Genomic DNA, 13,426 nt, shown 5'->3' on the forward strand with positions numbered 1-13,426 from the left:
CTCATCGGTCAGGTCACTGTCGTAGTAAGGCTGACTCATATCCTCAAGCCATGTAGATGTCACTCTTCTGGTATCGCGCCTTTGTGACCGTAGTTGTCTTCTACTTCACATACATTTACAAACAGTTTCTTACTTTTCAGCGGTCAAGCTGGAACCTACTTCGGCACAGAATATGAAGGCTTACCCGCCGATGTGCATTCCAGCCTTCATGAGGTTGGGCAACTGCTTCTGAGTCAAGGTTTAGCGTATTTAGGCAAACTCACTTGCTCCCAATTTTCTCAGATAGAAGTGTATGCCTATGCCACGCCCGATCAACGTATCGCCGTCTCAGTCATGGCGACAGAATCGGGTTTAAGTGGGATTGATTGCGTTTCTAAATTTCTAGACGAGAGCTTTCTCACAACAACAACCGTGCAAGTTCTGCACAACGCCTACGACGAACAGAAGCTCTTTCGGCTTTCCTTTCCTGGCTTCAATGCTATAGAACTATTGGCACAGCATTTGACGTTTGTACAAGATTTTGAGCAGCGGTGTGGAGCGGCACAAGCGATCTTTGTAGACCTGTTGGCAATCGCTCAAATGGTAGATGAATACACGACCCGTCAGGAGTCCAACGTGGGGCACGGCTGGTGCCAATTCGCGGGTGGCTTTGCCCAGGCAAGTGTGGCTCGAATGATGGGGGATGATGCGGACGAGGCGGACGAAGATGATGAAGACAACGATGACGACGATGAAGAGCTTGACGACGATCGCATTGAATACGACGAAGACAACGTATCGCCGCTAATTCGAGCCATTCTTCAAGATGACCTTGCTCAGGTTGAGCGGTTGCTAGAAGCAGGTGCAGAACTAAATCCTAGTAGTTGGGATACAGAAGTTCCACTCGTAGCAGCCGTTTATCAGGGCGATCCGATGATGATTCAAACCTTGATTGCCGCAGGAGCCAATCTGGATAAACTCGACTTTTCTGTGGATGCTCGTCCGCTGGGGATGGCAATTAAGCAAGATCGCCCCGATCTGGTCAAACAGCTGCTGAACGCTGGCGCTTCCCCAGAAGGAGGTGATCTCAGTTGGACAGGCTTGACAGTAGCGATCGAGAAAAATAATCTGCCCATCTTGCAAATGCTATTAGAAGCAGGCGCAGATCCAAATACAGGGATGGAGGATGACGATCGCGCCATTATGCACGCGGTATGGCACGGCAATTTAGACATGGTAAAACTCCTTATTACTAATGGCGCTGATATTAATGCCTGGAGCCAAGGCGATACAGCCATTATGAGTGCGGCTCGAAACGCTCATCAAGCTGTTTACGAGTACCTTTATCCTCTTGTGGACGAGGAAACCCGCCGCCATGCGGATAAGCACGGTCAAAAGGACATTGCCAAAGCAATCAAACGCAAAGCTCGTGAAGCTAATAAATTGGCTGAGAAACTGGGGGATGCCGCCCTGTTTGGCAAATTAACCAAAGTGCAGCAACTGCTAGCAGAAGGCACAGACCCCAATGCCATTACCGAATGTGGCAAAAGTCCACTGATGTTGGCTGCGATGTATGGTCACACAAGCGTAATAGACGCACTGCTAGAGGCTGGAGCTGATCCTAACCTTGGCAGCGACGAAGAGTTTGAAGAAGGCACAACGGCTTTGATGTACATTGCCAGCAGTTTCTTTGCCTCAAACCGGGCTGAGGTGATTCGGTTTCTTGTCGAACGGGGAGGCAACGTAAATGCCCAGAATGACAAAGGGCAAACTGCACTCATTATGGCTGGCAGTAACACTGACGCAGTGAAGGCATTAATTGAGGCGGGTGCTGATGTCAACTTACGCGATAACGAAGACAACACTGCCATGATGCTAGGAAACTGGGCAATACAACAGCTACTACGTAAAGCTGGCGCATCTGAAGAAGGGCTAAATGATGTTGCTTTAGTGGATGCTGCTTACACAGGCGATTTAACGAAGCTAGAGGAATTATTGCAGTCAGGTGCAAACGTGAATTATAAGGACGGCAACGCATTGGTTGCAGCGGCGGGTAAAGGGAACTTAGCTATTGTCGATCGCCTGCTCCAAGCCGGAGCTAATGTCAATTTAGGCTGGAAAACTGGGGCTACCCGATCGCTAAGGCATCCTATGCAGGCTATCTAGATGTGGTAGAGCGCTTACTGACAGCAGGGGCAGATCCCTTCCAGCGTACTCATGGTGATGAGTTTGATGACGCATTGGACTACGCTCGACGAGGTCAAGCCGAAGGGCACCATCCAGGCAAAGATCACGCAGCAATTATTGAACTTCTGAGCCGTCAACCGCGTGAGTGAGAAAGACGAGCGGGCGGTTGACATCACAAGCGCAATGAGCAGTTGTTGCGTTCTTCACGTTGTGATATCGCAGAGGTATTCAGAGAGATGCGATCGCCTAAGCCAGCCGGAATCCTTACTAAGGCTGTGGTGGCAGCAGCCGATCGACAATAGCTGCCAGACGGTTAATCGCCTCTGATTGGCTACGGTTGCTTGCTTCCATAGCGGCGGCGATGCGATCTATACTACGGCGCTGCTCTTCAGAGCTTTTTGCCAGTTGCTCGATACGTTCGCCCTGTTTGTCGATCGCCTCAAGTTGCTTTTGGGCGGTTTCTGCCTGGGCTTGCACTAAGATCCTGAGTTCTGTTAAGCCCTCAGTGAAGTACCCAACCTGGTCAATCAGGATGTCGAGCTTGTCAGTGGATGGAGGTTGCGTATTGCTAGTCATGAGAATGATCCAAAAATGACGTGCGCCGATCGCCTCAGTTGCCTGCCAGAAGTGTACAGTGGTTGGGCTAAAACCTATGCAGAGAGATAGGTATAGCGGCTCAAGCTACGCTCGTAGTTTTGCAGCAGCAGTTGAGACTCTTGCAGCGTGATGCGTTTTTCTTGCAATGCTAGTTCGGTTTGCTGACGAATGCTTTCGATCAGGTCTTCAGAGTCGTACTGGACATAGCCCAGCACTTCTGTCATCGTGTCGCCTTTAACAACGTGTTCAATTTCGTAGCCTTTAGGCGTGAGATGAATGTGAACCGCATTCGTATCGCCAAATAGGTTGTGCAGATTGCCCATGATTTCCTGGTAGGCACCGCCGAGGAACATTGCCAGGTAGTAGGGTTCGTGAGAGTGAGGAGTAGCCTCTGCCTTCTGCCCTTTGCCTTCATTCTTTCTCAGCGGATGCAACTCCAACACGGGTTTCACATCCTTCAGGTCAATGAATTGGTCGATTTTACCGTCGCTATCGCAGGTGAGGTCAGCAAGAGTAGCGCGTTTTGTGGGTTCTTCGTCCAAACGATGGATGGGCATAATGGGGAAGAGTTGGTCGATCGCCCAGCTATCCGGTGCCGATTGAAACACCGAGAGGTTGATGTAGTAGATCGATGCCATGATCTTTTCTAGATCTTCCAGGTCATCTGGGACGTATTCTTGCTGACGGGCAATCACCAGAATCTTCTCGCAGCACAGCCAGTAGAGGCGTTCGGCTCTGGCGCGTTCGGGTAGGCTGACGTAACCAAAGTTAAAGAGGCTAATGGCTTCTTCTTTGAACTGGGTCGCGTCGTGGTATGCCTCCTGGTAGTTTTCGACAGTGATGGATTCGTAGGTTTCGTACAGGTTGCGGATGATGAGATGTTCCGTTTCCTGAACGGGGTCGGGCACACCGGAGGGTACTTCACTGGTGCTAAGGACATCAAACACAAGGACGGATTGGTGCGAGGCGATCGCGCGTCCGCTTTCGCTTACTAACGTGGGTACGGGCAACTTGCGCTCGTCGCAGGCTTCCTTCACTTCAGCAATTACGTCGTTAGCGTAGTTCTGGACATTGTAGTTTTTGGAGGCGTAGAAATTAGTTTTGGAGCCGTCGTAATCTACGCCTAAGCCGCCGCCAACGTCTAGATATTTCATGTTTGCGCCAAGCTTTGCCAGTTCCACATAGATCTGGCTGGCTTCTTGAATGGCAGTTTTAACAACGGCGATCGAGGAAATTTGCGAACCGATATGGTAATGCAGCAGTTGCAGCGAGTCCAGCATATTCGCCGCGCTGAGCTGCTCCACTGTGCTGAGAATTTCGGGAACGGTCAAGCCAAACTTGGCACGATCGCCGGCTGATGTGCCCCAACGTCCAACACCCTTGCTGCTTAGCTTGGCGCGTACGCCCAAAATGGGACGAATACCCAACTTGCGACCCGCTTCGATCACTAACGGCACTTCTTCAACTTGCTCCAGCACAATGATGGGAATTTGTCCCAACTGCTGTGCCAGAATTGCCATTTCAATGTATTCCCGGTCTTTGTAACCATTGCAGATCAGCAGCGCACCGGGAGTTTTCAACGTTGCCAGCGCAATCATGAGTTCAGGTTTCGACCCTGCCTCTAAGCCAAACTGATGCGGTTTGCCAAACCGAACGAGCGCTTCGACTAAGTGCCGCTGCTGGTTGCACTTGACGGGAAACACACCACGATACACGCCAGGATAGTTGTAGCGGGCGATCGCTTTTGCAAAGGCAGCATTCAACCGTTCAATGCGGTCCTCCAAAATGTCGGAGAAGCGAATCAGTAGCGGCAGCCCCAGGTTTCGCTGCTTGAGGGCATTAACGAGGTCAAACAGGTCAAGGGAGCCGCCGCGATCGCCTTCGGGAGAGACGGTAACGTGTCCAGCCGCATTGATCGAAAAATATGGTTCGCCCCACCCTGTAATACGGTAGAGTTCCTCACTTTTCTCGATCGACCAGCCATTAGTCGAGGGGTTCACCGCTGTCTCTTTGATCCCGTTATTTGCTTGAAGCGCTGCTTTTGCCGCCTGTCGATCGGCTGTATCGGTCGCGTCCGTTTTCAAGCTAGCCTTTGCAGCACGTGCCCCCATTCTTTTTGACCTCACAATCGTTTCTGAAGTGCTAGTCTATCGCATCCATCTAGCTGGCGTAGGTAAGGCAGGGCACGTAGCTGCCTAATCAGAATCTAACGAAGACAGACTAATCAGAATCTAACTCCTCTGTGTTTGGGGCTGGGGGCGTTGAGGGTTTAAACGGAGGCTCCGGTGTCGGTGTGGGTGCAGGTGTAGGCGTGGGTGTGGGTGGTGGCGTTGAAGCGGATGGCGCGCCTGCGAAGAGCGGTTCTGCCTTGTCTTCAATGCCGAGCTGACTCTTAGCTGTAGCGATTGCGTTAGAAAAAGCTGCTTTACTGGCTTCTAGCAACCCTTGACCTGCATCTTGTGCCACGCGCTCAGTGTCCGGTTTTTCAAAATTGTTGATCCATTCGCGGGTGCTCCAGCCAGTGCGGTAGCCAGTGCGCCACAGCCAGTCGCCAAACACCAGCGTTAGGCAAACGACGAGCCAAAGCAGATAGCCTGTTTCTTTTAAGATGAGCCAGGTTGTGGTAGCCGTTTGAGTATAAGTTTCGCCTGTTGCTGGATCTTTGATAATGCCCCAAACTCTTGCAGCTTGCGATTGAATTTGATTATTCATCTAGAATTCTCCTCATTTCCTCATTTAGTTATAAGCGTCAATGGTTCTTCTTTCGGCACTGCTGCCAAATCTCCATCGTTAGCAGTAGCTAGAGCGACGCATAACAAACTCTTTATATAGCTTGCTTAAGTCATATCACTAAGTTCTAGCGCTTACACAATACGATCGTTTTCACTAGAATATCGAAACTGGCTGAAAGATTTTCGCCATCGGTCTGATCCTGGCTTTCTCACAAGGAATTCAGACACTTTTAGATTTTTCGGCGCTGTGGTTGACAAAGACATGACATTGGTTGTTGCTACGTTTTACAAATTTGTCAGGCTTCTGGATGCTGCCGAAAAGCAGTCGCCATTGCTGTTGCAGTGCCAGTCGCAGGACGTGAAGGGCACGATCTTACTGGCAGAAGAAGGGATCAACGGCACGATCGCGGGAGCACGAGAGGCGATCGATGCGGTGCTGTCTTTTTTACGTAGCGATCCCCAACTCACCGATTTGGAGCACAAAGAATCGTTTGCTGATGTGCAACCGTTCGACCGCATGAAAGTTCGCCTGAAAGCAGAAATCGTCACGATCGGCGTACCTGAAGCAGATCCCAATGCTCAAGTCGGTACTTATATTGACCCTCATGACTGGAACGCAGTCATTTCTGATCCTGACGTGACCGTCATTGACACTCGTAACGAGTACGAAGTCAGCATCGGTAGCTTTCGGGACGCAGAGAACCCACACACGCGATCGTTTCGCCAGTTTCCAGACTACGTTCGCACGCACCTTGATCCGGCAAAGCAGAAAAAAGTGGCGCTCTTTTGCACAGGTGGCATTCGGTGCGAAAAAGCGTCTGCATTCATGCTGGCGCAAGGCTTCGAGGAAGTCTACCACCTCCAAGGCGGCATTCTAAAATATTTGGAGGAAGTGCCGCCCGACGAAAGCTTATGGGAAGGCGAATGCTTTGTCTTCGATCAACGGGTTGCCGTGCAGCATGGTTTGGTACCCGGAACTTATGCCATGTGCCGTAGCTGTGGACATCCCATCTCTGAGGCGGATAAGGCTTCTCCAGCTTACGAAGACGGCATTGCCTGCCCTTATTGCGTTGACCAACTGACAGAGGTCAAGCGAGACCGTCGAGAAGACCTTTCTGTAGGGACGTTACAGGTAGCGTCTCTACAGACGAAACCAGCATCTTAAACCAAATTGCCTAATGCTTTCGTGCCAGCGTTAGACCATCGCCGATCGGCACCATGCTAAGGCTTACTCGCTCATCTTCGTGTACTTTCTGGTTAAAAGCGCGAATGCTGTTAGTGCGGTTGTCTTGCACCTGAGGATCAACCACACGTCCAGACCAGAGGACGTTATCGATCGCTACCAGTCCCCCCGATCGCACTAGTTGGAGCGATCGCTCGTAGTAGCCATCGTAGTTACTTTTGTCGGCATCAATAAACGCAAAGTCAAAGGTGCCTGCCTGCCCTGCTGCCAGCAGTTGATCTAACGTCTCTAGAGCAGGGGCAAGGTGAAGGTCAATTTTGTCTGCTACACCTGCTTGCTGCCAATAGCGACGAGCGATCGTGGTGTATTCTTCACTGACATCACAGGCAACTACTTTGCCATCGGGTGGCAACGCCAGCGCAACGACCAGCGCACTGTAGCCTGTAAAAACTCCAACTTCCAGCGTTTTCTTTGCGCCCATCAATTGCACCAACAGCGCCATAAACTGTCCTTGCTCTGGTGCAATCTGCATCTGGCTCATGGATTGTTGCGCCGTTTCCTGCCGTAGCTGCGTGAGGATGGCTGGTTCCTGCAAGGAGACAGACTGCAAATAGCGGTACAGTTGGTCGTCGAGTTCGATCGTTTGGTTTGCCATAACGTTAACGCCTTCAAAAGTTGCGATGGCACAGGACAGCTCTAGCAAGCAGCAAGTGCTGCAATGCCGCTGTGAAAACTATAGTTGAGCGATCGAGCGTTTCAAGCAATGTCCGCTTGAGCCTCAAGCACTTGATGAATGTTTTCCAAAAGCTCTTTAGTGGTGAAGGGCTTGGATAGTACTGTTGACGTATGAATGCCTTCCAGTTCAGATATTTGGGTACTTGAGAGCAAGCCACTCAGGGCTAGCGTTTTTACCTGAGGGTTCATTTTCAGCAGTGTACGAATCGTTGTCATGCCATCCATTGACGGCATCATCATATCAACCAAGACTAAACGGATCGTATCTCTGTGCTGAGCATAGAGCGCGATCGCCTCAATGCCATCGCTGGCAGTTAAAACCTGGTAGTTATAAGCTTCGAGCGAGGCTTGAGTCGTTTGGCGAATCATCGCTTCATCGTCTACGACCAAAATCAACTCACCCTTCCCATGGGGCAATTCATTGTCCTGCACGGGTGGCGCTTCGTGCACTGGGATGGCTGGTAGATACACTTTAAAGTGAGTACCCCGTCCCATCTCGCTCACCACATCAATAAAACCACCATGACTTTTGACAATACTAAGCACGGTTGAAAGCCCTAAACCTGTGCCTTTACCTAGATCTTTAGTGGTGAAGAATGGTTCAAAGATGCGACCAAGCGCGTCGGCGGGAATGCCCGTGCCCGTATCTGAAACCGTTACGAGAATGTGGGCACCCACCTGAGCTTCAATGTGCATACGAGCAAAGCTTTCATCAATCATGAAATTGTTCGCGGCGATGTTCAGCGTGCCACCATTAGGCATCGCATCACGGGCGTTGACACAGAGATTCATGAAGACTTGGTGCAAGTGCGTTGCATCGCCAGAAACAAGCCAGAGATCATTGGCAGAATCAACGCTCAGATCAATAGACTTTGGAAAGGTCTCAAAGGCGATGTGCTGAATTTCTGAAATCAGATGACGTACTTGTAGAACAGCTCGCTTTCCTTCTACTCCACGGGCAAACGACAGCACTTGCTTAACGAGTGAGGCACCCCGCTTGGCGCTTAATTCGATCGTTTTCATAAAGTGCTGCTTGCGATCGTCTGTCAGCGTGTTTTGCATTAGCAGCAATTGCGCCGAAGACAAGATGGGAGTCAAGATATTGTTCAAGTCGTGGGCAATACCACTTGCCAGGGTGCCAATACTCTCCATCCGTTGCACGCGTAGGAACTGCGCTTCTAACTGTTTCTTCTCAGTGATATCAGTGTTTACAATCAGAATGGCTTTTGGCACGCCCGTTTCATCCAGCATGAGAGTCCAGCGACTGGCGATAGTAATGGCTTGACCAGTTTTCGAAACCTGAGTCAACTCTCCCTGCCAATCGCCCTGCGCAACAACAATTTTCAGCGCCTCGTTCAGTTGCGTCAGGTCGTCTCGATGCAGTAGCTCGATCGCATTCTTACCCAATGCCTCGGCTGCCTGCCAACCATACAGCCGTTCAGCACCCTTGTTCCAATAAAGAATCTGGTGGTCTAGGCTGCGTACAAAAATGGCATCAGTGGCGACATCGAGCAACGCCGCCTGCTCAAGAATTTTTTGTTCTGCCTGCTTACGGCTGGTGATATCAAGCGTGATGCCATCCATCCCTATCAGTACACCATCGCCGTTGTAGGTGGGTCGCCCAAACGCCAAAATCCAGTGAATGCTGCCATTGGGCCACACGCAGCGGTACTCGGCTTCGTAATCGGAGAGGGTTGCCAGAGCTTGTTGGACTGACTCTCGTACCCGTGCCCGATCATCCGGATGCATCCGCTCAAATAAGGTTTGATACGAAAAGTTTGCTGTCGCTGCAAGACCAAAGTTCGCTTTGCACTGGTTTGACACCGAAAGCTCATTGGTCTGCAAGTCCAATTGCCAGAAGCCAAGCTTTACCGCTTGCAAGGTCAGCTTGAGATGTTGTTGGCTTTCCTGCAGCGCTAACTGTGCTTGCTGCCGTTCGACTTCATGCTGCTTACGCTCTGTGATGTCTTGAAAATAAACGGATAGTCCGGCTTTGGCAGGATAAGCATGGACAGCAAACCATGAATTGAGAGGCGGATAAAACGTCTCAAATTGGACGCTGACTTGTTCTAAAACAACCCGTTTGAACTCCTCGTAGAAACTGGCTTTTACCGTTTCTGGAAACTCATCCCAAAAGCTTTTGCCTAGCAAGTCAGCTTTCGATCGCTGAAGCAAGTGTTCGCCTTGATGATTTAGGTAGGTAAAGCGCCAGTCATCATCAAGCGCAAAAAAGGCATCGGTGATACTTTCCAGAATATTGGTAATCCGTTCTCTGGCAACTTCGGCTTCTGCCCGGGCTAGCCGTTCCCGCTCCAAAAATTGGGTACGTTCTTCCTCTGCCAGCTTGCGATCGGTAATATCGGTCTGGATACCGACAAAATAGAGCAACGCTCCTTGCTTAGATCGAACAGGAGCAAGCTTTAACTCATTCCAGAAGGGTGTGCCATCTTTGCGATAGTTTAGCAGCGTCGTTTGAATCTCGCGCTGTTCGTCCATGGCGGCTCGAATATCTGCTACAACGGCGCGATCGGTGCCAGCACCCTGCAAAAAGCGGCAGTTGCGACCCACAATTTCCGAAGCTGAGTAACCCGTAATGCGAGAAAACGCAAGGTTAGAGTAAATGATGGGGTTATCAGCCTGGTGCGGATCAGTGATGACCACTCCATCTGAGACCGATGCCATCGCCTGCGCCAATTTGAGGTTCTCTGCTGCTGCCTGCCGAAGGGAGGCTTCTGCCTGCTGATATTGAGTTGTGGTACGCGACAGGCTAAATAAATTTCGTCTGAGTTCTAGCTGACCAACTACCTGGCGGCTCAACGCTCGCAGTGCCTCTACCTGTTCTGGAGCGAGTTGCTTGGGTACAGCGTCAATGACACACAGCGTTCCAATGGTATGTCCCTCTGGTGTTTTTAACGGCATACCCGCATAGAAACGAATGTAGGGATACGACGTTACTAAAGGATTACTGGCAAGAACAGGGTCTGCTACTGTATCCGGCACAACAATAACATCCCCATGCTCGACGCAAAGATAGGAGAGACCCACATCGCGCGGCATCTCTGAAACATTTAGCCCCACCCTTGCCTTAAACCATTGGCGCTTTTCATCAATAAGGTTGACGATCGCGATCGACGTGCCGCAAATATAGGCAGCAAGACGCGCAATATCGTCAAAGACTGTTTCCGGTTCAGTATCAAGAATTTTGTATTGGTAGAGAGCTTCAAGTCTCGCTACCTCTTCAACAGACCGTAATACGCTCATTTTTGACCCTAGAGATTGAAGTGCTGTGTGGCGAAGGTTGCATTTTCTGACTTGAGGTGTGGCTTGAGGGGTACTGCCACTTCTGCAAGGCAAAAAACGGCTGATGCTTCAATACGAGGACACTCGGCAAGCCCAGATGGCTTTAGAGGGAGAGCCAGATCAGTCAAATGATTGCCCCCTTATTTATGATAGACATCCCTTCTCGTAGCTGGAGAGCATTCAGAAAAACACTACTCCCTAAAGATAGAGATGCCCTAAAACCTGCTCTATCTCAACAATAGAGCGACAAAACTAAAAGCTGAAAATTCGCGTTTCAAAGCTTAATATTAGTTAACACAACGGCAACATTTCGACTTCAAAGCCCTTTTCTATAAAGCCACTTTTTATACAGATAGTTCAGCGATACGTAGCTTTGCTGATCGCGCTCTCACATTCTCTGCCACTTCATCCTCCTGGGGCAGAATTGGCTTTTTGGTCAGCACTTTGAGTAACTCTGACTCGCGAAAGCGATGTTTGACAATGCGGTCTTCGAGGCTGTGGAAACTGATGATGGCAATTTTGCCGTCTGGTTTAAGCCAATGAGGAGCACGCTCGATGAACGTCTCCAAAACGCTCAGTTCTTGATTGACCGCAATGCGTAACGCCTGAAAGACACGAGTAGCAGGATGGATGCGTCCGTAACGGTAGGACTTGGGCACGGAGTAGGCGATCGCCTCTGCCAAAGCGGTTGTGGTTTCAAAGGGTCGCCGCTCGACAATCCGGCGGGCAATCCGTCGCGAAAGCCGCTCTTCGCCGTAGGTATAAAAGATATCAGCGAGTTTCGTTTCGTCCCAATGGTTAATTAAGTCGGCGGCGGTGAGGTCTTGCTGCTGATCCATCCGCATATCGAGGGGGGCAGCATGGCGAAAGCTAAAGCCGCGATCGGGGATATCGAACTGTGCAGAACTCACGCCTAGATCCGCCAAAATTCCGTCAAAACGTTGTGCTCCTGGTTGAAACGCGGCAAAGTTAGTACGGTAAAACTGCACGCGATCTTTGAACTCTACCAATTTTGCCTGGGCTGCGGCGATCGCTTGTTCATCCTGGTCGATCGCCGTCACCCGTACATCCGGTGCAGCAGCCAAAATCAACGCGCTATGCCCACCGCCACCTACGGTTGCATCCAGGTAATGCCCGCCTGAGCGCACTGCCAAACCCTCTAGCACCTCACGGCTCAAAACAGGAATATGTACAAATGCCGTTTCTGGGGATGGATCAGGCAAAGTAGATGCGTCGTCGGGTGGGTCTTGTACAGGTGCCATGTAGCGGGTCTAGGGTAAGAAGGAATGCGATCGGGTCGTTCGACCCTACTCTATCGCTTTCCTTTCAAAGCCTGATACCGATCGCCGTCAGCTTCGACACTTCTGCCGTCGATCAATCCGTATAATCTAAAGAGAACGCAGTTATGAGTTGTTAGTTCTTAGGTGTTAGTTGTTCGGTCGCCTCTTCACTAACAACCAAAAACTAAAAACTAAAAACTAATCCAACCGCTCAGAGGGAGACTGTTCACCTATGTCAATGATCGAGACCAAGACAGAACCCATGGTGATCAACATGGGTCCTCACCATCCTGCGACACACGGATGTTTCCGACTGGTTGTGACGTTAGATGGTGAAAATGTCATTGACTGCGAGCCTGTTCTGGGCTACCTGCATCGGGGCATGGAGAAGATTGCCGAAAACCGTACCAACATCATGTACGTCCCCTACACCAGCCGATGGGATTACTACGGCGGGATGTTTAACGAAGCTGTCACTGTTAATGCAGTGGAAAAATTAGCTGGCGTGCCCGTGCCCAAACGTGCCAGCTACATCCGCGTGATCATGCTGGAACTGGCACGAGTGGTAAACCATTTGCTGTGGCTGGGTCCATTTGTGGCGGATTTGGGTGCACAAACGCCGTTTTTCTACACCTTGCGCGATCGTGAAATGATCCTTGACTTGTACGAAGCGGCAACTGGCTATCGTATGGTCAATCACAACTACTTCCGCATTGGTGGCATCGCTGCTGATGTGCCCTACGGTTGGGTAGACAAGTGTGAAGACTTCTGCACGTACTTCATGCCCGTTATTGATGAGTACGAAAGACTAATCACCAACAATCCGATCTTCCGTCGCCGTCTGGAAGGGGTCGGTGTTTTAACTCGTGAGGAAGCCATTAGCTGGGGCTGTTCGGGTCCCATGCTGAGAGCCTCTGGCGTGCAGTGGGATCTGCGGAAGGTGGATCACTACGAATGCTATGACGATTTTGACTGGGAGGTTGCCTGGGCAACTGAGGGAGACTGTCTGGCACGCTACGTAGTGCGGATGGCAGAAATGCGCGAATCGGTGAAGATTATTCAGCAGGCGATCGCGGGTCTGCCAGGTGGTCCCTTCGAGAACCTGGAAGCGAAGCGCATGGAAGCAGGTCCCAAATCTGAATGGAATGGCTTTGACTACCAGTACATTGGTAAAAAGATTGCGCCCACCTTCAAAATTCCTAAAGGCGAACATTACGTCCGTATTGAAGCGGGTCGGGGTGAAATGGGCATCTTCATCATCGGCAACGATACTGTCTTCCCCTGGCGGTGGAAAATTCGTCCTGGTGACTTCAACAACTTACAGGTTCTACCCAGCCTGGTAACGGGGCACAAGGTCGCGGATATTTTTGCGATTCTGGGTAGCGTTGACGTGGTGATGGGATCGGTCGATCGCTAACTGCTTCCACTTAATC

11 protein-coding genes are annotated in these 13,426 nt (G+C 50.6%); 4 read left to right on the forward strand and 7 right to left on the reverse strand.

From position 1 onward, the window contains the following. The first annotated feature begins 93 nt into the window (after window positions 1-93). Both H6F86_RS03290 and H6F86_RS03295 read left to right on the forward strand, forming a co-directional pair. Window positions 94-2,145 (forward strand): ankyrin repeat domain-containing protein, encoded by a 2,052-nt coding sequence (locus H6F86_RS03290; protein WP_190446685.1) that lies wholly within the window; start codon window positions 94-96, stop codon window positions 2,143-2,145. A gap of 2 nt (window positions 2,146-2,147) precedes the next feature. Continuing rightward, a complete protein-coding gene (locus H6F86_RS03295; protein WP_190446686.1) occupies window positions 2,148-2,315 on the forward strand; it encodes a hypothetical protein in 168 nt (55 codons plus the stop codon). A gap of 118 nt (window positions 2,316-2,433) precedes the next feature. Here H6F86_RS03295 and H6F86_RS03300 read toward each other — a convergent pair whose 3' ends face one another. From H6F86_RS03300 to H6F86_RS03310, 3 genes are all read right to left on the reverse strand, one after another. Beyond that, window positions 2,434-2,742 (reverse strand): hypothetical protein, encoded by a 309-nt coding sequence (locus H6F86_RS03300; protein ID WP_190446687.1) that lies wholly within the window; start codon window positions 2,740-2,742, stop codon window positions 2,434-2,436. A gap of 74 nt (window positions 2,743-2,816) precedes the next feature. Then, window positions 2,817-4,874 (reverse strand): biosynthetic arginine decarboxylase, encoded by a 2,058-nt coding sequence (speA, locus tag H6F86_RS03305; protein ID WP_190446688.1) that lies wholly within the window; start codon window positions 4,872-4,874, stop codon window positions 2,817-2,819. A 109-nt stretch (window positions 4,875-4,983) separates the two neighbouring features. Then, window positions 4,984-5,475: a hypothetical protein gene (locus tag H6F86_RS03310; RefSeq protein ID WP_190446689.1), complete on the reverse strand. Its 492-nt coding sequence runs from the start codon at window positions 5,473-5,475 to the stop codon at window positions 4,984-4,986. 267 nt (window positions 5,476-5,742) lie between these two features. On the opposite strand from H6F86_RS03310, the gene H6F86_RS03315 reads away from it, so the two are divergent. Further along, window positions 5,743-6,660 (forward strand): rhodanese-related sulfurtransferase, encoded by a 918-nt coding sequence (locus H6F86_RS03315; protein ID WP_347240076.1) that lies wholly within the window; start codon window positions 5,743-5,745, stop codon window positions 6,658-6,660. A 10-nt stretch (window positions 6,661-6,670) separates the two neighbouring features. On the opposite strand, the gene H6F86_RS03320 is transcribed toward H6F86_RS03315, so the two are convergent. The 4 genes from H6F86_RS03320 to rsmH all read right to left on the reverse strand — a co-directional run bounded on the left by H6F86_RS03320 (window position 6,671) and on the right by rsmH (window position 11,975). Further along, window positions 6,671-7,333 carry a class I SAM-dependent methyltransferase gene (locus H6F86_RS03320; RefSeq protein ID WP_190446691.1) on the reverse strand — a complete coding sequence of 221 codons (663 nt, stop codon included), beginning with the start codon at window positions 7,331-7,333 and terminating at the stop codon, window positions 6,671-6,673. A 101-nt stretch (window positions 7,334-7,434) separates the two neighbouring features. Continuing rightward, complete coding sequence (locus H6F86_RS32035) at window positions 7,435-10,674, reverse strand: PAS domain S-box protein (protein WP_242033340.1); 3,240 nt, start codon at window positions 10,672-10,674, stop codon at window positions 7,435-7,437. An 8-nt stretch (window positions 10,675-10,682) separates the two neighbouring features. Continuing rightward, entirely contained in the window at window positions 10,683-10,841 is a 159-nt protein-coding gene (locus H6F86_RS03340; protein ID WP_190446692.1) for a hypothetical protein, read from the reverse strand. 216 nt (window positions 10,842-11,057) lie between these two features. After that, window positions 11,058-11,975, reverse strand: coding sequence for a 16S rRNA (cytosine(1402)-N(4))-methyltransferase RsmH (gene rsmH, locus H6F86_RS03345; RefSeq protein WP_190446693.1), 918 nt, complete (start codon window positions 11,973-11,975; stop codon window positions 11,058-11,060). Between the two features lie 250 nt (window positions 11,976-12,225). On the opposite strand from rsmH, the gene H6F86_RS03350 reads away from it, so the two are divergent. Next, entirely contained in the window at window positions 12,226-13,410 is a 1,185-nt protein-coding gene (locus tag H6F86_RS03350; RefSeq protein WP_190446694.1) for an NAD(P)H-quinone oxidoreductase subunit H, read from the forward strand. Window positions 13,411-13,426: the final 16 nt, after the last annotated feature.

The organism is Phormidium sp. FACHB-592, assembly GCF_014695795.1.
Lineage (GTDB): Bacteria > Cyanobacteriota > Cyanobacteriia > Leptolyngbyales > Leptolyngbyaceae > Stenomitos.